Origin of the sequence: Zavarzinia sp. CC-PAN008 (assembly GCF_051903925.1) — a bacterium.
GTDB lineage: Bacteria > Pseudomonadota > Alphaproteobacteria > Zavarziniales > Zavarziniaceae.
Window position 1 is genome coordinate 4080882 of record NZ_CP173678.1, and the last position, 22072, is coordinate 4102953.

Annotated in this window: 19 protein-coding genes; 9 read left to right on the top strand and 10 right to left on the bottom strand. The window is 69.5% G+C overall.

Annotation, left to right across the window (positions count from 1 at the left end):
- Window positions 1-12: 12 nt before the first annotated feature.
- Entirely contained in the window at window positions 13-1536 is a 1524-nt protein-coding gene (locus ACI6GS_RS19125) for a M81 family metallopeptidase (protein WP_439815059.1), read from the bottom strand.
- A 276-nt stretch (window positions 1537-1812) separates the two neighbouring features.
- Between ACI6GS_RS19125 and ACI6GS_RS19130 the strand changes: the two genes are divergently transcribed.
- The 3 genes from ACI6GS_RS19130 to ACI6GS_RS19140 are packed head-to-tail and all read left to right on the top strand — an operon-like array spanning window position 1813 to window position 4107.
- The gene (locus ACI6GS_RS19130) at window positions 1813-2565 is read left to right on the top strand and encodes an SDR family NAD(P)-dependent oxidoreductase (protein ID WP_439815060.1); all 753 of its coding nucleotides are present in this window, start codon (window positions 1813-1815) and stop codon (window positions 2563-2565) included.
- Between the two features lie 16 nt (window positions 2566-2581).
- Entirely contained in the window at window positions 2582-3271 is a 690-nt protein-coding gene (locus ACI6GS_RS19135; RefSeq protein ID WP_439815061.1) for an NUDIX hydrolase, read from the top strand.
- A gap of 32 nt (window positions 3272-3303) precedes the next feature.
- Window positions 3304-4107 (top strand): SDR family oxidoreductase, encoded by an 804-nt coding sequence (locus ACI6GS_RS19140; RefSeq protein WP_439815062.1) that lies wholly within the window; start codon window positions 3304-3306, stop codon window positions 4105-4107.
- Window positions 4108-4459: 352 nt separating this feature from the next.
- Here ACI6GS_RS19140 and ACI6GS_RS19145 read toward each other — a convergent pair whose 3' ends face one another.
- Both ACI6GS_RS19145 and ACI6GS_RS19150 read right to left on the bottom strand, forming a co-directional pair.
- On the bottom strand, window positions 4460-4753 hold the full coding sequence (locus ACI6GS_RS19145) for a GIY-YIG nuclease family protein (protein WP_439815063.1): 294 nt from the start codon (window positions 4751-4753) through the stop codon (window positions 4460-4462).
- Between the two features lie 7 nt (window positions 4754-4760).
- The gene (locus ACI6GS_RS19150; RefSeq protein WP_439815064.1) at window positions 4761-5909 is read right to left on the bottom strand and encodes an acyl-CoA dehydrogenase family protein; all 1149 of its coding nucleotides are present in this window, start codon (window positions 5907-5909) and stop codon (window positions 4761-4763) included.
- Between the two features lie 132 nt (window positions 5910-6041).
- Between ACI6GS_RS19150 and purQ the strand changes: the two genes are divergently transcribed.
- From purQ to ACI6GS_RS19180, 6 genes are all read left to right on the top strand, one after another.
- Window positions 6042-6731: a phosphoribosylformylglycinamidine synthase subunit PurQ gene (purQ, locus tag ACI6GS_RS19155; RefSeq protein ID WP_439815065.1), complete on the top strand. Its 690-nt coding sequence runs from the start codon at window positions 6042-6044 to the stop codon at window positions 6729-6731.
- Window positions 6728-8929, top strand: coding sequence for a phosphoribosylformylglycinamidine synthase subunit PurL (gene purL / locus ACI6GS_RS19160; RefSeq protein ID WP_439815066.1), 2202 nt, complete (start codon window positions 6728-6730; stop codon window positions 8927-8929). The genes purQ and purL overlap by 4 nt, the downstream gene beginning before the upstream one ends.
- Before the next feature lie 13 nt (window positions 8930-8942).
- Window positions 8943-9182 (top strand): BolA family protein, encoded by a 240-nt coding sequence (locus tag ACI6GS_RS19165; protein WP_439815067.1) that lies wholly within the window; start codon window positions 8943-8945, stop codon window positions 9180-9182.
- A 62-nt stretch (window positions 9183-9244) separates the two neighbouring features.
- Complete coding sequence (locus ACI6GS_RS19170) at window positions 9245-10492, top strand: ATP-binding protein (RefSeq protein ID WP_439815068.1); 1248 nt, start codon at window positions 9245-9247, stop codon at window positions 10490-10492.
- Between the two features lie 49 nt (window positions 10493-10541).
- Window positions 10542-11378 (top strand): enoyl-CoA hydratase-related protein, encoded by an 837-nt coding sequence (locus tag ACI6GS_RS19175; protein ID WP_439815069.1) that lies wholly within the window; start codon window positions 10542-10544, stop codon window positions 11376-11378.
- Window positions 11379-11412: 34 nt separating this feature from the next.
- Window positions 11413-12195 carry an enoyl-CoA hydratase/isomerase family protein gene (locus ACI6GS_RS19180; RefSeq protein ID WP_439815070.1) on the top strand — a complete coding sequence of 261 codons (783 nt, stop codon included), beginning with the start codon at window positions 11413-11415 and terminating at the stop codon, window positions 12193-12195.
- A gap of 53 nt (window positions 12196-12248) precedes the next feature.
- On the opposite strand, the gene ACI6GS_RS19185 is transcribed toward ACI6GS_RS19180, so the two are convergent.
- From ACI6GS_RS19185 to ACI6GS_RS19215, 7 genes are all read right to left on the bottom strand, one after another.
- Window positions 12249-13556 (bottom strand): NAD(P)/FAD-dependent oxidoreductase, encoded by a 1308-nt coding sequence (locus tag ACI6GS_RS19185; RefSeq protein ID WP_439815071.1) that lies wholly within the window; start codon window positions 13554-13556, stop codon window positions 12249-12251.
- A 94-nt stretch (window positions 13557-13650) separates the two neighbouring features.
- Window positions 13651-14421 carry a class II aldolase/adducin family protein gene (locus tag ACI6GS_RS19190; RefSeq protein ID WP_439815072.1) on the bottom strand — a complete coding sequence of 257 codons (771 nt, stop codon included), beginning with the start codon at window positions 14419-14421 and terminating at the stop codon, window positions 13651-13653.
- Window positions 14422-14441: 20 nt separating this feature from the next.
- The gene (locus ACI6GS_RS19195; RefSeq protein WP_439815073.1) at window positions 14442-15125 is read right to left on the bottom strand and encodes a GntR family transcriptional regulator; all 684 of its coding nucleotides are present in this window, start codon (window positions 15123-15125) and stop codon (window positions 14442-14444) included.
- Window positions 15122-16606 carry a 4-hydroxyphenylacetate 3-hydroxylase family protein gene (locus ACI6GS_RS19200; protein ID WP_439815074.1) on the bottom strand — a complete coding sequence of 495 codons (1485 nt, stop codon included), beginning with the start codon at window positions 16604-16606 and terminating at the stop codon, window positions 15122-15124. Before ACI6GS_RS19200 ends, ACI6GS_RS19195 begins: the two co-directional genes overlap by 4 nt.
- Complete coding sequence (locus tag ACI6GS_RS19205) at window positions 16597-17748, bottom strand: M20/M25/M40 family metallo-hydrolase (RefSeq protein ID WP_439815075.1); 1152 nt, start codon at window positions 17746-17748, stop codon at window positions 16597-16599. The genes ACI6GS_RS19200 and ACI6GS_RS19205 overlap by 10 nt, the downstream gene beginning before the upstream one ends.
- A gap of 148 nt (window positions 17749-17896) precedes the next feature.
- On the bottom strand, window positions 17897-21433 hold the full coding sequence (gene uca, locus ACI6GS_RS19210) for an urea carboxylase (RefSeq protein ID WP_439815076.1): 3537 nt from the start codon (window positions 21431-21433) through the stop codon (window positions 17897-17899).
- Window positions 21434-21438: 5 nt separating this feature from the next.
- Entirely contained in the window at window positions 21439-22065 is a 627-nt protein-coding gene (locus ACI6GS_RS19215; protein ID WP_439815077.1) for an urea amidolyase associated protein UAAP2, read from the bottom strand.
- Window positions 22066-22072 lie beyond the last annotated feature (7 nt).

The window sequence follows — 22072 nt, forward strand, 5'->3', positions numbered from 1 at the left end:
GTACTCAACGAATCACGAACGGACAGACGTTGCCGCCGCGCCCGGAACGAATGCCGGCCCGCCGGGCATAAGCCTGCGGCCCGGCTCCAGATGCCGGTAGGGCAGTCGCGTATTGTCGGCGGGATTGGGGCCCGGGGCATCGACGACGATGATCCTGGAGGCAAGCGGGTTGAAGTCGGCCCGGAAATGGACGGATGACTTAACCGCGATCAGGCGCTGGCGTTCCAGGTCGACGCCGACATGCGCAAGCATCGCGCGATCGGCGCATTGCGTCTTGCGACTGGCGACCACGACCTGCACCCCACCTCGCGACAGGCGCGCCGTCGGCCCCAGGTTGATCGTGGCCCCCGCATAGAACGGTCCCAGCGCCCGGACCACCCCGTCGCTCAGCTGCTCGACGCGCCAGGATCCCGGCAGCGGCGTATCGCCGGGATGCGACTTGCCGCCCAGGTCCAGCGCGATCGTGGCGCCCACCCCGGCGGCATGGGCCTCGGTCGCTGAATGCGGATCCCACAGCACGCCGATCACGGCGTCATGGGCGCCCGACTCGACCATCGCACGCAGCAGGCCAGTCGTATCCCCGTTCGCCCCGGCGCCGGGATTGTCGGCAGCGTCCGCCACGACCAATGGCCTGGGATCGTTGCTTTCCATGGCAACGGCGACGGCCTGGCCGGGCTTGAAGATCGGGATGCCGAATGCCGGCTCCGCCGCGTCGATCGCCGCGGCCAGGGCGTCGGCTGCGCGGTCGGCGCTGGCCCGGTCCGGGCCATAGGCGATCACGGTCGGCGCGCAGTCGCGAATGTCGGCCGGCGGGAAGCCGAAGCAGAATGACAGGCTGAGCGCACCGCCCCCCGCCGCCTCCAGCGCCTGGCGCAGGCCATAGAGGCCGGCTGACGGCTCCTCCATCGTGCACTGGCCCACGATCGGCACCAGGAAGTTCAGGCGGCGCAGCGCCTTGGCCGGCCGTACGCCGGTGCGCAGCAGGTCGGCCAGCGCCTGGGCGGCCAGGCCGCCGGTCGCCCCCATGTCCAGATGCGGATAGGTGCGATAGGCGATCATCAGGTCGCTGTTGGCGACCATCTTCTCCGTCACGTTGGCATGCAGGTCCAGGCTGGCGACCACCGGCACGTCCGGCCCGACAAGGGCCCGGACGCGGGCCAGGATCTCCCCCTCCCCGTCCTCCAGGTGCTCGGTGACCATGGCGCCGTGCAGGTCGAGGTACACCGCGTCGACGGGCAGCACCTCGGCCAGCCGCTCCAGCAGGCGGGCCACGATCCGCTCGAACGCATCCTCGGTCACATGGGCCGACGGCGTCGCAGAGCACCAGACCAGCGGCAGCAGCGTGAAGCCAAGGGCCGGCGCCGCATCCAGGAAGCCTGCGATCGGCACGTTCTGGCCCGCCGCGAACGCCGTCAGCAGCGGCGGACCGTCCTGCAGCCCAGGCCAGGCATCGGCCTGGGCGAATGCTTCGAAGTCTGCCTTCGAGGCCGCAAACGTATTGGTTTCGTGCTGGAAACCGCCAACCGCAACGCGCATGTGGTCGTGTCACCCTCGGGTCCCGCCCGCTGGGACCGCCGCCAGAGTCAATTGCATCGCGGAGGCCACAGCGTCAATGCACGCGGCCCTTTATCATCGCCTTGTAACAGCACGCGGCGTCATGATTGCGACAGCCACAGGAAAGTCCCAAAGGCGGCGCCTCACGGGCGAGCGCTCGCGGTTCACCAGCCCACGGCACAGAGTCAACCCCCTGGCCTGCCCGGGAAGCGCGGCTATGATGCCGGCGCACGCGCTATCGCTGGAAAGGCCCTAGACATGACCAAGACTGCCCTGATCACCGGCGGCACACGGGGCATCGGCCTGGCCACCGCACGCGTCCTGCTGCGCGAGGGCTGGGCCGTCGCCATCAACGGGACGACCGAGGAAGGGTGCGAGAAGGCCCGCGCCGAACTCAGCGCCCTGGGCAGGGTCGCAGCCGCTGACTTCGCCGTCGATGACGAGGCGGCCTGGGGCCCAGCGGTCGACCGGCTTGAGGCGGAGCTGGGGCCGATCGGCGCACTGGTCGCCAATGCCGGCATCTCGCTGCGCCATGGCGGCAAGATCATCCCGCTGGCCGAGACTGACGTGGCGCACTGGCAGCGCACCTTCGCCGTAAACCTGCAGGGCGTGGTAAATGCCTTCCGCACGCTGACGCCCCGGATCCTGGCGCGGGGCGAGCCGGGTGCGTTCGTCGCGATCAGCTCGATCGCGGGCCGCATCGGCAACCCGGCCCTGTCCGCGTCCTATTCGTCCAGCAAGGCGGCCGTGATCGGCCTGTGCCGGCAGCAGGCGACAGAACTCGGCCCGAAGGGCATCCGGGTCAATGCTGTCTGCCCCGGTGCGATCGACACCGACATGCTGCGCGCCGGCCCGATGCGCGCCTCCCCCGCCATGATGACCGGCATCCCGCTGCAGCGCGTCGCCCAGCCGGAGGAAGTGGGGGAGGTCGTGGAGTTCCTGCTGTCGCCCCGCGCGTCCTATGTCACCGGGGCCACGATCGACGTGACCGGCGGCCTCAACATCACCTGAGCGGGAGACGACGAGCATGCCGGTCTATCCGTTCAGCGACCACCTGCGCGACCTGGTGGCGGCGCGCATCACTGCCTTTCCACGGCTCGACAGCCTGCCCGCGGGCTCGATCCTGCGGCGGGCGGCCGTTGCCATCACCCTGGTCGCCAATGAGGACGGCGAGACGTCCTTCCTGCTGACGCGCCGTGCGCCGCGCCTCAACTCCCATGGCGGCCAATGGGCCCTGCCCGGCGGCCGCCTGGACGAGGGGGAAGATCCGGAGCGCGCCGCCTTGCGCGAGCTGGATGAGGAGTTGGGCCTGACCTGCGGCCGGGACAGGGTGCTGGGCATCCTGGACGACTACCCAACCCGGTCGGGCTATCTGATCACGCCGGTAGTGATCTGGGCCGAGGCCGACCCCGCGCTGACGCCCAATCCCGGCGAGGTCGCCTCCGTCTTCCGCATTCCGCTGTCGACCATCGCGGCCGAGGGGGCAGCCCTGTTCGTGACCATCCCGGAGAGCCCGCGCCCCGTGATCCGCCTGCGCATCGGCGCGCGCCACCTGCACGAGATCGACTCTGCGACGCCGCCCGAGGATGCGTTCAAGGATGAGCGCTTCATCCACGCGCCCACGGCCGCCGTGCTGCACCAGTTCGCCGAGGTCGGCCTGAAGGACCGCGTCACCCGCGTGCACGAACTGGAGCAGCCAGTCTTCGCCTGGCGCTGAGCACAGACATCGATAGACAAGGGAGGGAGCCAATGAAGCTCAAGGACAAGATCGTCGTCATCACCGGTGGCGCCGACGGCATCGGCAAGGGCCTGGCCGAGCGGTTCCACGCCGAAGGGGCCAAGGCGATCGTGGTGGTCGACCTGCTGAAGGAAAAGGCTGAGGCGGTCGCCCAGAAGATCGGCGGCAAGGCCTATGGGATCGACGTCACGAACGAGGCCGAGCTGGTCCGCGTGATCGACGAGACGGAAGCCAATATCGGCCCGATCGACCTGTTCGTGTCGAACGCCGGCATCGGCGGGCGCGAGGAATTCGACAATGCCGCCTCTGCCACCAACGCCGTATGGCAGAAGGTGTGGGAGGTCAACCTGATGGCGCACGTCTACGCGGCGCGTGCCCTGATCCCGCGCTACAAGGCGCGCGGCGGTGGCTATTTCCTGCAGACCGCCTCGGCCGCCGGCCTGCTGTCGCAGATCGGCAGCGCGGTCTATTCGGTGACCAAGCACGCGGCGGTCGCCTTTGGCGAGAGCCTGGCGATCACGCACCGCGACGACAACATCCGCGTCTCGGTCCTGTGCCCGCAGGCAGTCGACACGCCGCTGCTGCGCCAGGCAGGTGAAGGCTCGCAGAACGTCGACGGCGTGCTGACGCCGGAACAGGTGGCGGACGTCGTGGTCGACTGCCTGGACCGCGAGACGTTCCTGATCCTGCCGCACGAGCAGGTCCGCACCTATATCCAGCGCAAGACGGGCGACTACGACCGCTGGCTGTTCGGCATGTCCAAGCTCCGCCGCAAGGTCTCCGAACTCCCCGGCGGCGGCAGCTTCAAGACCTGAGATGGAGGATTTCTGAACCGCTCCGTTTTCTGGACTGATGGTTCATGGGTCCCCCGGATAAACCGGGGGACGTAGAAGACTCCTTATATTTTCGAGAATAATACAATACTACCTACGCGGCCCGGTTTATCCGGGCCACCCATGAACTGAGATTTCCGCACTCGGAACGGTCCAGAACCTTTGGGGTTCGGCGGTGACAGCCTCACGACCTGGAGCAATTCTGCGCCGCGGTACCAGTTAAGATGTCAGTTCATGGGTCCTCCGGACAAACCGGGGGACGTAGGCAGTATTATTGTTGACGGCGGCCTTGAATAACCGCAGGCGCCGGCAACGCAACGGCGCAGAACATTGGCTACCGGCTCGCCGCAAAATCGTCGAACAGGTCCCGCCATCCCGGATTGTTCTCCTCGATCAGATTGATCTTCCACGCCCGCGGCCATTTCTTGATCCGCTTCTCCCGCTGAGCCGCCGTCACGTACTGGTCATGCGCCTCGTACCAGACCAGCAGGTCAACGCCGTACCGTGTGGTGAACCCTTCCCGAACCCTCGACCTGTGCTCCTCCACGCGCCGCACCAGATCCATCGCAACGCCCGTGTAGAGCGTCCAATTGCGCTGGCTCGCCAACATGTAGACCCAATGCGTCACCGAGTCCTCACCCCCCGCGCACCACCAGGGCGGCAATGCGGTCTCGCTGCATCTCGTTCGAACCGTCGGTGAACTGGGCGAGACGAGCCGCGGCCAGGTGGCGGCCGAGGGCGTGCTCCTCGCGCAGGCCCTCGGCACCCATGGCCTGGATGCAGGCGGCAATGCCGCGTTCGGCCGTGCGCGGCGCAAACAGCTTGGCCTGGGCCGCCTCCAGCGTCGCATCGCGCCCCTCGTCGATCGCGGTGCACGCCCGGGCCACCAGGGCGTCCGCCGCCGCCAGCTCGGTCGCAACTTCGGCCAGGGACCAGGCCAGGCCTTGATGCTCGACCAGCGGCCGCTCGAACGCTTGGCGTTCACGGCCATAGGCGATCGCCGCCTCCAGGCTGGCGCGCAGGGCGGCGCAGCACAGGGCGGCGACATAGGTTCGGGCGCGGTTCAGGCTGGCAAGGGCCGTGCGGAATGCCTCCCCCGCCGGCCGCAGCAGCGCCCCCTCCGGAGCCATGTAGTCGTCCAACCGGAAGCCGCCCGCCCCGATCGCGTGCCCGCCGGCCAGGGCAAAGGCCGGCTCCCGCGCGAAGCCCGGGCGGTCCGCCTCGACCACAAAGCCCGCGATGCCGCGACCCCGCGCGCCGGGTTGCGTCTGGGCATAGATCAGGAAAACCTGCCCCTCGCTGGCATTGGTGATCCAGGCCTTGGCCCCGTTGAGGCGCCATGCGCCATCGACCCGCTCGGCCGTCGTGGCGATGCGGGAGAAGTCGCTGCCCATGCCAGGCTCGGTCAGGCCAAAGCCGCCGACCACCTCGCCCGCCAGGAGCTGCGGGGCCCATTTGGCCGAGAGCGGCGCCGGTGCCTCCCGCAGCAGCTGGTCGGCAAGGTTGCCCGCGTTGACCAGGGAAAAGGCGAAGCCGAAGTCGGCGGCGCCAATCGCCTGGAGCACCGCGACCTTGGCCGAGAAGCGCAGGCCCAGCCCGCCATGGTCGCGCGGCGCGTCCAGTCCGATCAGACCCCGCCTGCCCGCCTCGCGCAGGCTCTCCCGGCCGATGCGCCGTTCACGCTCCCAGGTGGCGGCCAGGGGTGCCACGTGCTCCGCGGCAAAGGTCCGCGCACGCTCCACCAGCGCCCGCTCGGCGTCGCCCAGGGCGATCATGTCGGTCATCCGTTTCCTCCTGGCCTGGGAACATCGGGTGTGGGCGGGGCCGACGCAACCGGCCATCGTCCGTCGCAGTCCTGCCATCCCACAGGCCCGCGTTGTGATCCGCCGGCCTTGGGGCTAGTGTCCGCGCCAATCATGGATTCCGCCGTCATCGTCTTCCCCGGATCGAACCGCGAGCACGACATCGCGGATGCGGTCGAACGCGCCTCTGGCAGGCGTCCCCGTCATGTCTGGCACGCGGAGACCGAGCTGCCGCCGGTCGATCTCGTGCTGCTGCCGGGGGGCTTCGCCTATGGCGACTACCTGCGCTGCGGCGCCATGGCGGCGCGCTCGCCGGTGATGAAGGCGGTGGCCGAACACGCCGCCGCGGGGCGCTACGTGCTGGGCGTGTGCAACGGCTTCCAGGTCCTGACCGAGGCAGGGCTGCTGCCCGGCGCGCTGATGCGCAATGCCAGCCTGAAGTTCGTCTGCCGGGACGTCACGCTGAAGGTGGTGGAGGCGACCAGCGCCTTCACCCATGGCTATGACCAGGGCGCCATCGTGACCTTCCCCGTCGCCCATGCCGAAGGCAACTATTCCGCCGATGAAGAGACGCTGAAGCGCCTTGAGGGCGACGGTCGGGTCGCCTTCCGCTATGTCGATGCAGAGGGCCAGCCGGTGGCGGCAGCCTCGCCCAACGGCGCGCTGAACAACATCGCGGGCATCCTGAACGAGCGGCGCAACGTACTTGGCATGATGCCCCACCCCGAGAACCGCATCGAGCCGGCCCAGGGCGGCAGCGACGGCCTGACCCTGTTCGAGAGCCTGGTGAAGAGCTTCGGATGACCGCCTCCCCCATCACGCCCGACATCATCGCAGCCCACGGCTTCGCGCCCGACGAGTACCAGAATGTCGAGCGGCTGCTGGGCCGGACGCCGAACATCACCGAGCTTGGCCTGTTCTCGGTCATGTGGTCCGAGCATTGCTCGTACAAGTCGTCCAAGGTCTGGCTGCGCCGCTTGCCGACCACCGGTCCGCGTGTGATCCACGGCCCGGGCGAGAACGCGGGCGTGGTCGATATCGGCGAAGGCCTGGCCGTCATCTTCAAGATGGAGAGCCACAACCACCCCAGCTATATCGAGCCGTTCCAGGGGGCCGCGACGGGGGTCGGCGGCATCATGCGCGACGTCTTCACGATGGGCGCGCGCCCGATCGCCAACCTGAACGTGCTGCGCTTCGGCCGGCCGGACCACCCCAAGATGCGCCACCTGGTGTCCGGCGTCGTGTCCGGCATCGGGTTCTATGGCAATTGCATGGGCGTGCCGACCGTGGGCGGGGAGTGCAGTTTCCACCCCGCCTATGACGGCAACATCCTGGTCAATGCGATGACGGTGGGCATCGCACCCGCCGACCGCATCTTCCTGAGCGCCGCTGCCGGCATCGGCAATCCGGTCGTCTATGTCGGTTCCAAGACGGGCCGCGACGGCATTCACGGCGCTACCATGGCCTCGGCCGAGTTCGACGAGAATTCCGAGGAGAAGCGCCCCACCGTCCAGGTCGGCGACCCGTTTATCGAGAAGCTGCTGCTGGAAGCCTGCCTGGAGCTGATGGCGACCGATGCCATCGTGGCGATCCAGGACATGGGGGCCGCTGGCCTTACCTCCTCCTCGGTCGAGATGGCGTCCAAGGGCGGCGTCGGGATCGAGCTGGTGCTGGACAACGTGCCCCAGCGCGAGCGCGGCATGACGGCGTACGAGATGATGCTCTCCGAATCGCAGGAGCGCATGCTGATGATCCTGAAGCCGGGGCGCGAGCCGCAGGCTGAGGAGATCTTCCGTCGCTGGGGCCTGGACTTCGCCGTGATCGGCATCATCACAGACACCCAGCACATCGTCCTGAAGCACAAGGGCGAAGTGGTGGCCGACGTGCCGCTGGAGGCGCTGGGCGAGCCGCCGCTCTATACCCGCCCGCACGAGCCGACGCCCAAGCGTGCGCCATTGGCGGCCGGGGACGTGCCCGGCGTCGAGAACCTGGGCACGGCGCTGGCGACGTTGATGGGGGGCCCCGACCTTTCCTCGAAGCGCTGGATCTGGGAGCAGTACGACCATCTGGTGATGGGCCACACGCTGCAGCGCCCGGGTGGTGATTCGGCCGTGGTCCGCCTGCCCCGCTCCAATCGGGCACTAGCGCTCACCGCAGACTGCACGCCGCGCTACTGCTTCGCCGACCCGGTCGAGGGGGGGCGTCAGGCGGTGGCCGAGTCCTGGCGCAACATCACGGCGGTCGGCGCGCAGCCATTGGCCATCACCGACTGCATGAACTTCGGCAACCCGCAGCGTCCCGCCATCATGGGCCAGTTCGTGGGTGCCATCGACGGCATGGCCGAGGCGTGTACCGCGCTCGACTACCCCGTCGTGTCGGGCAACGTCTCCCTCTACAACGAGACGAGCGGCCAGGGCGTCCTGCCGACCCCGTCGATCGGCGGCGTCGGCCTGATCGAGGACCTGAACCGCACGGTGGGCATCGCCCTGCCCGGCCCCGGCCTGAACCTGGTCCTGGTGGGCGAGACGGCAGGCCATCTGGGCTGCAGCCTTTATCTCCGCGAGCTATGCGGCGGGCGCGAGGATGGCCCCCCGCCGCCCGTCGACCTTGGCGCGGAACGGCGCAATGGCGACTTCGTGCGTGGGCTGATCCAGGGCGGATCCGTCCGTGCCTGCCATGACCTGTCCGACGGCGGCCTTCTGGTCGGCGTGGCCGAGATGGCGCTGGCGGGCAAGGTGGGGGCGGCCCTCACGCTGGAGGGCGCCGTCCCCCTGCATGCCCAGGCCTATGGCGAGGATCAAGCCCGCTATGTCCTGGCGGTCGACCATGCCCGGCTGGCCGCCGTGCTGGACGCGGCCCAGGCAGCGGGCGTCCCGGCCCAGGTGATCGGCACCACGGGCGGCGAGGCGTTGACCGTCAACGGGGCGCATGGCGTATCCTTGGCCCAGTTGCGGCAGGCGCACGAAGGCTGGTTCCCGGCTTTCATGGCTGCCGCCGAATAGACGGAGAGCCGCCATGCCGATGGACGCCGGGGAACTGACGCGCCTGATCCAGGACGCCCTGCCCGATGCCCAGGTCCGGATCGAGGACCTGCGCGGCGATGGCGACCACTATGCCGCTTATGTCGTCTCCGGCGCGTTCAAGGGCAAGACGCGGGTGCAGCAGCACCAGCTGGTCTACCAGGCGCTGAAGGGCCGCATGGGCGGCCAGCTTCACGCCCTGGCACTGCAGACAAGCCCGCCACCCGAGGCCTGAATCCAAGGCACCGCACGGGGTCGGCGCGCTGCCCGGCTCCGGTTCGGACCAGAAGGCCGACCATGACCACCGATCCCGAACTGGCCCGCCTGCGGGCCGAACTCGACCGTGCCCACGCCGAACTGGCGGAAGCGCGGCGCGGCGCCCGGGCCGAGATCGAGGCACGCACGCTGGCCCTGCAGCAGGAAAAGCTGGCCGCCCTGTCGACGCTGACCGGCGGCCTGGCGCACGACTTCAACAACCTGCTGACCGTGCTCTCCAGCGGCCTGCGCCTGCTCTCGCGCAATCCGGACCCGGAGCGGCGCGAGTTCCTGATGCAGCAGATGCAGGACGCCGTGCAGAAGGGAACGGGCATCACCCGCCGCCTGGTCGGCATGGGCCAGGCCGAGGGGGCGGAGACCGACACCCTGGCTCTGGATGGCGCTGAAGAAGCGTTGCGCCTGCTGCTCGCCCCCGTCCTGGGCCCCGGCGTGGTGCTCGACCTCCACCTCCAGCAGGGACTATGGCCCTTTCCCGCGGACCGGGCCGCGTTCGACCTGGCGCTGACCAACTTGGCCGCCAACGCGCGGATGGCCATGGGCGATACCGGAACGGTGCGCCTGACCCTGCGCAACCACGCCCTTGACCCGGTGGCCGCCGCCAGCCTCAGCCTGCGGGCGGGCGAATATGTCGAGCTGGTCCTGGCCGATAGCGGCCCTGGCCTTGCGCCCGAGGTGGCGGCGCGCGCGTTCGAGCCGTTCTTCACCACCCGCGCGGCCAGCGGTCATGTCGGCCTGGGCCTGTCCCAGGTCATGGGCCTGGCCAACCAGGCGGGTGGCACGGCCCTGATCGCCTCCGCGCCGGAGGGCGGGGCCTGCGTGACCCTGCTGCTGGGCCGCGCCCTGCCGCCCAAGACGGCCCCGACCCCTGCCCCGGCAAGCCCCGGCCCGGCGGACGGACAGCCCGATGCGGGCGTCGGCATCCTGCTGGTTGAGGACAGCGACACCCTGGCCGGCCTGGTGGCCGACATGTTGCGCCAGCTTGGCCACTCGGTCGTGCGGGTTCCCGACGCGGGCGCCGCCATCGCCGCCCTGGGCGGCACGCCGATCGACCTGGTCTTCACCGACATCGTCCTGCCCGGCGGAGCAAGCGGCGTGGATCTGGCGCGCGAACTGGCGCGTCGCCGGCCGGGCCTGCCCGTGGTCCTGACCAGCGGCCTTGGCGGCGCCTTGCCCCCCGACGTGCAGGCGGCGCAGCTGCCCCTGCTGCGCAAGCCCTATGACATGGAGGCCCTGCGCCAGGTGATCCAGGCGGCCCTGCGGCGCGCCTGAAGGGGCCAGTCCCTTGAGGGGGCCATTCATGGGTGCGAGGATCGCGCCCATGAACGAGAGGAACGCCCCGGACCAGACCGGGCATGTCGTCACCCAGGTCAAGGACCGGGTGGCCATCATCACGCTGAACCGGCCCGACCGGCTCAATGCCCTGACCCATCCCATGATCAAGGCGGTCCGCACAGCGGCGGACGCGGCCGCCGCCGATCCCGAGGTGATCGGCATCGTCATCACGGGCATGGGCCGCGCCTTCAGCGCCGGGCTCGATGCCGATGCCCTGGTCAGCGCGACGCAGGCCGGTGCCGCGGGCCAGGCCAGCGCGCGCGAGTCGGCCCCGCCGCCGGACGAGCTCCCCGCCCTGTTCAGCCACTTCCTCACGGTGCCAAAGCCGGTGATCGCGGCGATCAACGGCGTGGCCGCTGGGGGCGGCTTCGTCCTGGCCCTGATGGCCGATCTGCGCTTCAGCGCCGAGACGGGTGCCTTCACCACCGTCTTTTCCAAGCGCGGGCTGATCGCGGAACACGGCACCAGCTGGATCCTGCCGCGCCTCACCGGCCTCAGCCGCGCGCTGGACCTGCTGTGGAGCTCGCGCAAGATCGACGCCGAGGAGGCCTATCGCATCGGCCTGGTCGACCGCATCGTTCCGGCGGAACACCTGGTGGCGGAGGCCTGCGCGTACCTGCACGACCTGGCGGCCAACATCTCCCCGCGCTCGATCGCCGTGATCAAGGCGCAGGTCCATGCCGACCTGTCCCGCAGCCTGCACGATTCGACCCACGCCACCGCGCCGATCATGTACGAGGCGCTGCAGCACCCCGACGCGCGCGAGGGGGCGGCCTCGTTCATCGAGCGTCGCCCGCCCCGCTTTGCCCGCCTGGGCGGCTGAACTTCAACGACAAGAAGAACGGGAGGACAAGACCATGGGCTTCAACGCGATCACCTATGCGGTCGCCGACGGCATCGCACGCCTGACCTTCAACCGGCCCGACCGGCGCAACGCGATCACGGGCGAGATGATGACCGAACTGGGCCGGGCGCTGGACCAAGCGGTGCTTGACCGGTCGATCCGCGTCCTGGTCCTGACGGGGGCCGGACGCGATTTCTGCCCCGGGGCCGACATCCACCACTATGCCGACGGCGGCACGGCAGAGGATCGCGGCTACCAGGACATCCACGATTTTCGTGTGACGCGGCTGCTGCACGAGGCGCCCTTCGTGACCGTAGCCGCCGTCAATGGTGCCTGCGCCGGTGCGGGCTTCGGCTGGGCGCTGGCCTGCGACCTGCGCATTGCGGGCCGCGCCGCGCGCTTCAACTCGGCGTTCCTGGACGTGGGCGTGGCCGGCGACATGGCGGGCCCGTGGTTCCTGCAGCGGCTGCTGGGCTCGGCCAAGGCGCGCGAGCTCTACTTCCTGCCGCAGAAGTTCGATGGCGAGGAAGCGGCGCGCATCGGTCTGGTCAATCGCGTGGTGGACGATGCCGCCCTGGCGGGGGAGGTCGACGCCATCGCAACCCGCCTAGCCCGCGCGGCCCCGCTGGCCCTGCGCGCAATGAAGGCGAACTTCCTGCTGGCCGAGAAGCTGGACCTGGCCAGCTATATCGAAGTGGAGAGCGAGCGTCATCGCGGCCTGTTCGCCAGCGCCGACACGAAGGAGGCGTTCGCCGCCTATGCCGGCAAGCGGGCGCCCCGCTTCGAGGGCCGCTGACGTGCCGCCCCGGCCCCGTGCCAACGCGGGGACCCGGGGCGCAACCCCTCGCCTCAATCCACCCTTATGGGTGCGCGGACGCGGGCGTTGATGCGGTCGGCCAGCCACATCAGGCCGCCGCGCCAGAAGCCGTGCAGCCGCGCCTGGTGGCGACGATAGAGCAGGCTGTGCCCCAGGCGGGCGACACGGCCGCGCACGAAGCCGCCCGGGATCAGCCCGAACTGACCCAGCGACGCATAGGCGTCGAACCCACCCAGCATAACCAGCGCGCCAAAGTCGCGATGACGGAACGGCGGGACACGGCGCCCGGCCAGGATCGCCGGCAGGTGGCGCACCAGGTAGCGCGCCTGCTGCTGTGCCACCTGGGCGGTCGGCGGCAGCGCCCGCTCAGCGCCCGCCGGCGTGTAGCTGGCGCAGTCGCCCAGGGCAAGCACCGCAGGATCACCCGGCGCCTGCAGGCTGGGGCCGACCACGACCTGCCCCGCCTTTGTCCGTTCCAGCCCGTCCAGCGTCGCCAGGCAGGCGGGCGCAGAGACACCGGCGGCCCATACCTTGACGTCGGTGTCGACGCGGGCACCATCGGCCAGGCGAAAGCCCCGGGCGTCGACCGCCTCCACCCCGGTGTCGACCACGACCCGGATGCCCAGGCTCACCAGGCGTTCATGCACCGATTGCGCGATCCGCTTCGGAAACGGGGCCAGCAGGCGCTCGCCCGATTCGATCAGGACGATCCTGCTGTCCTGGTGCATTGCGTCCGCACCCAGGCTGGCTGCCTCCTGTGCCAGGTGCACCAGTTCCGCCGCAAGCTGCACACCTGTCGCGCCGCCGCCGACAATGCCGACCGACAGCACCTCGCCCCGCGCGGCGGAGCGCAGGACGCGCACCCGCATCGCCTCGTTGAAGGACAGCGCCTCGGCCCGGCAGTCGATGGTCGCGCAGTGCTCCGACACGCCCTCGACGCCAAAGTCATTCGCCCGGCTGCCCAGGGCCAGGACCAGGGTGTCAAAGGGGATGGCCCGCTCTGGCAGGATCTCCTCGTCGTGCAGGACCATGGGCGCCAGGCGGACCATGCGCGCCTCCCGGTCGACATGGCGCACCTCCCCTGGCTGGAAGGTGAAGCCATGGCGCCGGGCCTGGGCCAGGTACTGCGTCTGGTGTTGATCGACGTCGCGAGTCCCGGCCGCGATCGTGTGCAGCATCGGCTTCCAGACATGGGCCGGTTCACGGTCGACCAGCGTCACCCCCAACCGACCGGCAGGCAGGCGTTGCCCGGCCAGGAGCGTGGCCAAATGCAGGCCCGCGATGCCCCCGCCCAGGATGACGAGGCGATGGATGGAATCGTTGCTGCTCGGTGCGGCCAAGGTCCTGCTGCCTCCCTGGCCTGGGATCAGGCCGTCAAGGTTCGTTACAGGACCAATCGCTGGACGGCGCGTCCGTTCCTTGCCGATCTAGCGGCTAGTTGTTCGACCAGCCGGGATAGACGTCGTCGAGCAGGCGCAGCATGGCAGGCCACAATCGCATGCCGGCCCGGGCCGGATCGCGGACGCTCGAGAATTTCTGCACCTCGCGGTCGCAGAATTCGGCGCTGAGTTCGGAGATCGGTTGCCCGCTGGCCAGGACGTCCATCTGCACCCGGGCAGACTGCTCGATGTAGTAGGTCGCGTTGAAGGCGGCCGGGATCGTGTGGCCCACGGTCAGCAGGCCATGGTTGCGCAGGATCAGGCCGACATTGTCGCCCAGGTCGGCGGCCAGACGCTGCTGCTCCTCCAGGTCCAGCGCCAGCCCTTCGTATTCGTGGACGCCGACGCGGCCATGGAACTCCAGCGCGAACTGGCTGATGGGCAGCAGGCCCGTCTTCAGGCAGGACAGCGCGACACCGGCCCGGGTGTGCGTGTGGATCACGCAGGCCAGCTGCGGCTTCGCTTCCAGGATCGCGCCGTGGATGACGTAGCCGGCGGCGTTGGCCGATTCCTTGCCCGCGCGGACATTGCCGCGATAGTCCAGCTTGACCAGGGAGGCGGGCGTGATCTCCCGGAACAAGCGCCCGAACGGGTTGATCAGGAACGCATCCTCCCCCGGCACACGGGCCGAGGCGTGGGTGAAGATGGTGTCGTCCATCCCGAAATGCGCAAGAAGGCGATAGACCGCCGTCAGGTGGACGCGGGCATCCGCCTCGCTCTCGATCCGGATGTCGTCCGGTCTCACATCGCTGACAAGGCGGGTCATCGCATCTCCTGGGGTGGGTGTCAGGCCTGGTCCGGTGGTTCGCCGCGGGCGCCGGACGTGACGGTGAGGACGCCGTGATAGGCGGTCCGCAGGTGGGCGCGCATCGCGGCTTCGGCCGCGTCGGGATCATTCCCGGTCAGGGCATCGGCGATCAGCGTGTGATCGTGCTTCAGCTGCTGCGTCTCGGCCGCGCGATAGGCGCGCAGCATGCGCGGGCTGGCAAAGAACTCGCGATAGTCGGCGACCAGGCGCTCCAGCCGCGGCGCATGGCTGGCGGCGGCGATGGCCGAATGGAACTCGCGGTTCAGGCGGGCCCGCGTCTCGACATCCGCATCCTCGGCATCCAGCGTTGCCTGGGCCAGGCGACGGATCTCGGCCCGCTCCGCATCGCTGGCGCGCACGCTGGCCAGGCGGGCAGCACAGCCCTCGATGGCTTCGCGGATGTGATAGATGTCGACCAGTTCCTGGTAAGGGTCGACGACTTCCATGCCGCCGCCGGGCATGGCGCGCACCAGGCCGTCCACCGCCAGGCGCGCCAGCGATTCGCGCACCGGCGTGCGGCTGACCCCGAACAGCGCCGCGATGCCCAGTTCGGTCAGGCGTTCGCCCGGCTGGAACTCGCCGTCGATGATGGCCCGCCGCAAGCGTTCATAGGCCTGAACCGTGGTGCTCTTCGGCGCCTCGATCCGCCAGTTGGTACTCATTCCGCTGCCTCCCACACCCCGTCGGCCGCGCGCTCGTCGGCTGGCTGGCACAGGCTCTGGGCCAGCGCCCGGGCGCGGTCGCGGTCATATGTGGCATAAAGTGCGGCCTGCTGCGCGAATACCGGCGTCTCGGCAAACATCTGGTAGGCCTGGGCCCGGCCGGCATAGGCCGACGCCGTCAGGTCCCGCACCAGGTGCAGGGTGCGCAGCCGCTCCTCCGCGCCAAAGGCGCCGGCTGCGAAATACTTGGCAATGTCCGCGCCGATCTCCGGATTGTCGAGCATGGCCCGGCTGGGCAGCATCACCGCCTGACCCCCGGCAATGTCGCGCAGCGTCGTCACCGCCTGGCCATAGGTCTGCGTGCAGTAGATGCGGCCGGCGTTCTGGATCGCCTGGTTGGGCATCACGAAGCCTGACTCGGTCGTCTCGCACGCCGCTTCGCTGGCATGCAGGAAGGCCTGGATCGTCTTGTGGAAGCTCATCAGCTCCGTGACCTTGGTCCGCACGGCCGGAATGCCGAGCGTACCCGCCTGCTCGGCGCAGAGCAGGGCCGCCCCCACCAGCAGTTCCGCCTTGGCCAGGCAGCGTGTCAGGAAGCCATGGGCTGCCCAACGCGCGAACTCGCTGCGGATCATCGCCGCGAGTTCCGGCGTGCGGCTGAAGATCACGTTCTCCCACGGCACCAGCACGTCATCGAACACGATCAGGGTGTCGATCTCGTCATAGCGGGCGGTGAGCGGATACTCGAACGGGTCGGCCTGGGCGGCCCCCCCGGCGGTCAGGGGCGCGCGGCACAGGTGGCGGACACCGGGTGCATTCAGTTCGACGATGCAGGCGACCGCATAGTCGCGATTGGCCTCGATCCAGGCGCCGACCGTCGGCTTCACGAAGGCGACATGGGCATAGGGCGCGCCCGTCTCGAACTTCGCGCCGCGGATGACGATGCCAGCGTCCGTCTCGCGCACCACCCGCAACCACAGGTCCGGGTCCTTCTGCTCGAACGGCTGCTTGGAGCGGTCGCCCTTGGGATCGGTATTGCCTGAGGTCAGGAACAGGTTCTCGCGCTGGAGCCGGTCGAGCCAGTGGGCAGCGGCGGCGGCATAGCGCGGGTCGAAGCGGTCGAACCAGGCCTTGCGATCCTGGACCACGAACAGGGGGGAGACGGTCTCGTCCCCGAAGCGGTCCATGGTCGGGCCGATCCGCTCCAGGATCGTGGAGGTCATCTGCCGACGCAGTTCCAGGTCGCGGCGGCTTTCCGGGATCTTGTAGAAGCGCGAGCCGCGCGCCCCGTCGGGCAGGGCGAAGGTCATCGCCTCTGCATGCACGGGGTCGTGGTGCAGGTCATAGATTGCGGCGACCGCATCGACCATCGGGCTGAAGGCGGGATGGCTGGCGACATTGGCGACGCGTGCGCCGTCCAGCCAGACCTTGCGGCCGTCGGCCAGGCTTGCCCGATAGTCGGCACCGGTCATCAGGCCCATCGGGCAGCTCCGCTCAGCGTGTTCGGAAGACGTTGGATCAGGCTGGCCAGGACGGCCGTGCGCTGCGCCAGGCTGGCGACGGGCACGCGCTCGCGCCGGCTGCATGGCTCGACACAGACGGGACCCAGGCCGTCCAGCGTGGGGCGGCCCAGGGCAGCGGCAAAGCTGCCGTCCGAACCGCCGGACGTGGCGACGCCCGCATAGGGCAGGCCCAGTTCCGCGGCAATGGCGGCAGCCAGGTCGTAGAGCCCGGCACTGGCACTGGAGGGAAAGGCGGGGCGGGTCAGGCCGCCGCCGCGCACGATACCCACCCGCGGGTCGACGGGGACCAGCAGCGCGTCGACCGCGGCCAGAAGCGCGTCCGCCTGCGCTTGCGCCGGCGCGCGCAGGTCGACATGCATCTCGGCCTCTGCCGGCACGACCTGGCGGGCGTCGCCGCCCCGCAGGATGCCCACGGTGACGAAGACGCCGTCCTGCGGCCGGGACAAGGCCTCCAGCGGCTCCACCAGGCGGGCCAGCGCCTTGACCGCGCTGGCGCCGGCCGCGGGGTCGATGGCGGCATGGGCGGAAAGGCCGGTCGCCCGGATGACCAGGGCACCGACGGCCCCGCGCGCGCGGATCACGCTGCCATTGGCGCGCGCCGGCTCCATGACCAGGACCCAGTCGGCGTCCGCCACCTGCGCCTCGATCCAGGCGCGGCTGCCAATCGAGCCGATCTCCTCGTCCGGGACCAGGATCAGGCGCACTTCGGCAAAGGCGTCGAGGTCGGAGCGTGCCAGCGCGTGCAGCGCCATGACCAGCCCACCCTTCATGTCGCCGACCCCGGGTCCGCTCGCCCAGCCGTCCTGCACGGCAAAAGGCCAGGCGGCCACCGTGCCCACAGGCCAGACCGTGTCGAGATGGCCCAGGATGACGAGCGTCCCGCGCCCACGCCCCGGCCGCATCAGGCAGAGTCGCGCGCCGAATCCGGGCAGGGTCCAGCGCCTTGCCGCGAGGCCCAGGGGCGCGGCGCGCGCAGCGATCCAGTCGCCGGCGGCATCGACCCCGGCAGCGTCGTAGGATCCGCTGTCGATCGCGACCAACTGGGCGAGATCGTCGAGCAGGGGGTCGAGCGGAATGTCTGTCGGCGCTGTAGGCTGCATACAGGATGCAACGTACCGCCGACGCCCTGGGCTTGTCGAGAGCGTCCAGCACCGCGATCCGACTTGCCGCAGCTTTCGGACGTACAGGACCGCCCATCCCGCCAGGGCGGTGCCGGGCGGGGCTAGCGACGCGCGGAGGGCGCCAGACTTAGCGCAGCGTGACCACCACCTGGCCAGCGCGAACGGTGCGGCCGGGCTGGCACCGGATGGCGGCAACTGTGCCGGCCGCGGGCGCAAGGATCGCCATTTCCATCTTCATCGATTCGACGATGACAACCGGCTGGCCGACCTCAACCTGCTGACCTTCCGCGACCTCCACCTTCCAAACATTGCCGGTGACGTGCGATTCGACGCCGGTCTGGCCGGCGGGCACCGCATCCTCATCCCCACCGCCGGCGCTGCCGGCGTCGGAGACGAAGGCATCCAGGCCGCGGCGCTTCCAATCCTCGCGCTCTGCCTCGAACGCGGCCTGCTGGCGGGTCTTGAAGGCAGTGATCGGGGATGCCTCACGCGCCAGCATCGCGGCCTGCTCGGCATAGGAGAAGGTGGTCTCCTCGATCCGGATCGGATAGCGGCCGTGGGGGAAGGCCTCCCGCGCCTCCAGCAGTTCCTCCGCACTCACGGGGTGGAAGCGGACCTGGTCGAAGAAGCGCAACAGCCAGGGTGTGCCGGGGTGGAACACGTCGGTGGAGCGCCAGGAATTCCAGCACTGCAGTGTCCGGCCGAAGAGCTGGTAGCCGCCCGGCCCTTCCATGCCATAGATGCAGAGATAGGCCCCGCCGATGCCGACAGCGTTCTCTGGCGTCCAGGTGCGGGCCGGGTTGTACTTGGTCGTCACCAGGCGGTGGCGGGGATCGACCGGTGTTGCGACCGGCGCGCCCAGATAGACGTCGCCCAGGCCCAGGACCAGGTAGCTGGCGTCGAAGACGATCCGCTTCACGTCGTCCTGGCTGTCCAGGCCATTGATGCGGCGGATGAATTCGATGTTGTCCGGGCACCAGGGGGCGTCGGGGCGCACCAGTTCCTGGTACTTGCGCATGGCGAGCCGGATCTGCGGATCGTTCCACGACAAAGGCAGGTGGACGATGCGGCTGGGCACCGACACTTCCTCCGCCCGCGGCAGGCCAGCCTCGATCTCCTTCAGCAGGCCGACCAGGTGCGCACCGTCCAGCCGGTCGGGATCGAAATGGATCTGCAGCGAGCGGATACCCGGCGTCAGGTCGATTAGGCCGGGCAGGTGCGCCGCCCGCACCGCCTCCGCCAGTAGGTGGATGCGCAGGCGCAAAGCGAGGTCGAGGACCATCGGCCCGTATTCGACCAGCACATTGTCCTCGCCACAGCGGCGATAGACGACCGGCACGGGGCCATCGTCGCGACGGCCCAGGATGGGGGAGCCGATTGCCTTCAGGATCGTGGGGGCTTCCAATCCCGGTTCTTGGGGCACCGGGTCCGCCGGTACGAAGCGCAGGCTGTCGCCCGGCTTCAGCTGCCCCACCTTCCACAGGTCGGGCAGGGCGACCACGACCGGACAAACGAAACCGCCAAGGCTGGGTCCGTCGGGCCCCAGAATGATCGGCATGTCTCCGGTGAAGTCGACGGCGCCGACCGCATAGGCATTGTCGTGGATGTTGGACGGATGCAGGCCCGCTTCCCCGCCATCCGTCCGCGCCCATTGCGGCGGCGGGCCGATCAGGCGGACGCCCGTGCGGTCGCTGTTGAAATGGACCTCGTAGTCCGTCTCGAACAGGGTCGTGATGTCCTGTTCGGTGAAGAAGTCGGGCGCGCCATGCGGGCCATAGCGCACGGCCAATTCCCAGTGGCGGGGCAGGTCGGGCAGGGCCAGGCCCGTTTCGGGCGGACCTGCCGCGTTCACCTCGTCGCCAAGGCGCAGCAGGTCGCCGGTGCGCACGGCGCCCGAGCCATGGCCGCCGAACTTGCCCAGGCCGAACGTCGCGCGCGAGCCCAGATACTGCGCCGCCTCGAACCCGCCGCGCACGGCAAGGTAGGTGCGCTGGCCCGCCCCTTGGACAGTGCCCAGCACCAGGACCTGCCCGGCTGCGACGGCAAGGGCCCGACCATGCGGAACCGCAGCACCTTCCAACGTCGCGGGCATCACGGCGCCGGTCAGGGCAATCAGCGCCGCGCGATCGAACTTCAGGGTCGGCCCGGCGACCGTGCATTCCAGCGCCGTCGTTCCCTCATCATTCCCGACCAGCCGGTTCGCCAGGCGGAACGAGCGGTCGTCCATCGGCCCGCTGGGCGGTACGCCCACCGCCCAGTAGCCGGTGCGCCCGGGCCATTCCTGGATGCTGGTCTGGGCGCCGCTGGCCAGGACCTGCACCGTGCGCGGCACGAACGGCATGTCCTTCAGGAACGCCGTCGAAACGTCGGCGGACCTGAAGCCGTCGGCGCTGGCAATGGCCCGCAGATAGTCCAGGTTGGTGGGGACGCCCATCAGGATCGTGCGCAGCAAAGCCAGGCTGAGGCCGGAAATGGCCTCGTCACGCGTGTCGGCCGCAACGATCACCTTGGCGATGAGGGGGTCGTAGAACGGCGTGATCTCCGTCCCCGATGCGATCCAGGTATCGACCCGAACATCTTCGGGAAACTCCACGTCGGTCAGGCGGCCGGTCTGCGGCCGGAAGTCGAGCTCCGGCGCCTCGGCATAGACGCGGGCCTCGATTGCCCAGCCCCTGGGGTTCAGGCTCTCCTGGTCGGGCAGGACGAAGTCGCCGGCGGCCTGGCGGATCATCCATTCCACAAGGTCGACGCCGAACACGGCTTCCGTCACCGGATGCTCGACCTGGAGCCTGGTATTCACCTCCAGGAAATAGAATTCCTCGCGGGCCGCGTCGTAGATGAACTCGACGGTGCCCGCGGACTCGTATGAGACGGCCTGGCCCAGCGCGATGGCCGCGGCGTGAAGGCGGGCGCGCACGCCATCGGGCAAGGCCGGAGCGGGGGCCTCCTCGATCACCTTCTGGTTGCGCCGCTGGAGGGAACAGTCGCGGTCGCCCAGCGCCACGACGCCACCTTGGCCGTCGCCAAAGATCTGCACCTCGACATGACGGGCGCGGGCGACGAAGCGCTCCAGGTAGACCCGGGCATCGCCGAAACTGGCAGTCGAGGTGCGCTGCACCGTCTCGTACTTGGCCCGCAGGTCGGCGGCGCTGCCGCACAACTGCATGCCAATGCCGCCGCCGCCCGCCGTGCTCTTCAGCATGACGGGGTAGCCGATCCCCTCCGCCGCAGCGACCGCCTCGTCTGCGCTGGCGAGCAGGTCGCTGCCCGGCAGGAGGGGCACGCCGCTGGCCTTCGCGATCTCGCGCGCGCGGTGCTTCAGCCCGAACTCGCGCAGGTGCTCCGGCCTGGGCCCGATGAAGGCCACACCGATTTCAGCCAGACGCTCGGCAAAGGCGGCATTCTCCGACAGGAAGCCATAGCCCGGATGCACAGCCTGGGCGCCCGTCGCCTGGCAGGCGGCCAGGATTGCCTCCACGTTCAGGTAGCTGTCACGCGCCGGGGCCGGGCCGACGCACACCACCTCGTCGGCCGCCAGGACAGGGGCGGCGAAGCGGTCTGCCTCGGAACAGATGGCGACAGACCCTATGCCCATCGCCTTCAGCGTACGCTGGATGCGGCCGGCAATCTCGCCCCGGTTGGCGATCAGGACTTTGCTGAACACGGGGATCAGGTCGCCGCTGGCCAGATCAGGACGCGCACGGGGGTGGGCAGGAACCCGTTGCAGGGATTGTTGACCTGCGGACAGTTGGAGATGACGCAAAGCACGTCCATCTCGGCCTTCAGGTCGACATAGGCGCCGGGCTGGGAAATGCCGTCGACCACCGCCAGGCCGCCATCCGGCTCAACCGGCACGTTCATGAAGAAGTTGATGTTGGGGACGATGTCACGCTTCGTCATGCCGTGCTTGGACACTTCCACGATGAAGTTCTCGCGGCATGCATGCATGTAGCGGGTCTGGTGGCCGAAGCGGACGGTATTGCTCTCGCACGAACAGGCCCCGGCCGAGGTGTCGTGCCGCCCGCAGGTATCGTCGATCACGGTCAGCATCGGCCGCCCCTCGTTCGAGCGGATGACGGTGCCGATCGAGACATAGGCCGCCCGCTGCGCCGCCAGCGTGTCCTGGCAGGAATAGCGCTCGCTGGTATCGGCGGCGGAATAGAACAGCGTGTCGACCGCCTGCTGCCCGTCAATGTCGACGATGCGCAGGATCTCGCCCTTTTTCACGACGCCCGACCAGGGCTGCCGCGCGGGGATGGTGAAGTCGTAGCGCGCGGTCGAGGGGTCCATGTTCATGAGTCCG

Coding starts and splice junctions, on each gene's coding strand:
- ACI6GS_RS19125 (WP_439815059.1), bottom strand. CDS start 1,536: ATGCGCGTTGCGGTTGGCGGTTTCCAGCACGAAACCAATACGTTTGCG.
- ACI6GS_RS19130 (WP_439815060.1), top strand. CDS start 1,813: ATGACCAAGACTGCCCTGATCACCGGCGGCACACGGGGCATCGGCCTG.
- ACI6GS_RS19135 (WP_439815061.1), top strand. CDS start 2,582: ATGCCGGTCTATCCGTTCAGCGACCACCTGCGCGACCTGGTGGCGGCG.
- ACI6GS_RS19140 (WP_439815062.1), top strand. CDS start 3,304: ATGAAGCTCAAGGACAAGATCGTCGTCATCACCGGTGGCGCCGACGGC.
- ACI6GS_RS19150 (WP_439815064.1), bottom strand. CDS start 5,909: ATGACCGACATGATCGCCCTGGGCGACGCCGAGCGGGCGCTGGTGGAG.
- purQ (WP_439815065.1), top strand. CDS start 6,042: ATGGATTCCGCCGTCATCGTCTTCCCCGGATCGAACCGCGAGCACGAC.
- purL (WP_439815066.1), top strand. CDS start 6,728: ATGACCGCCTCCCCCATCACGCCCGACATCATCGCAGCCCACGGCTTC.
- ACI6GS_RS19165 (WP_439815067.1), top strand. CDS start 8,943: ATGCCGATGGACGCCGGGGAACTGACGCGCCTGATCCAGGACGCCCTG.
- ACI6GS_RS19170 (WP_439815068.1), top strand. CDS start 9,245: ATGACCACCGATCCCGAACTGGCCCGCCTGCGGGCCGAACTCGACCGT.
- ACI6GS_RS19175 (WP_439815069.1), top strand. CDS start 10,542: ATGAACGAGAGGAACGCCCCGGACCAGACCGGGCATGTCGTCACCCAG.
- ACI6GS_RS19180 (WP_439815070.1), top strand. CDS start 11,413: ATGGGCTTCAACGCGATCACCTATGCGGTCGCCGACGGCATCGCACGC.
- ACI6GS_RS19190 (WP_439815072.1), bottom strand. CDS start 14,421: ATGACCCGCCTTGTCAGCGATGTGAGACCGGACGACATCCGGATCGAG.
- ACI6GS_RS19195 (WP_439815073.1), bottom strand. CDS start 15,125: ATGAGTACCAACTGGCGGATCGAGGCGCCGAAGAGCACCACGGTTCAG.
- ACI6GS_RS19200 (WP_439815074.1), bottom strand. CDS start 16,606: ATGGGCCTGATGACCGGTGCCGACTATCGGGCAAGCCTGGCCGACGGC.
- ACI6GS_RS19205 (WP_439815075.1), bottom strand. CDS start 17,748: ATGCAGCCTACAGCGCCGACAGACATTCCGCTCGACCCCCTGCTCGAC.
- ACI6GS_RS19215 (WP_439815077.1), bottom strand. CDS start 22,065: ATGAACATGGACCCCTCGACCGCGCGCTACGACTTCACCATCCCCGCG.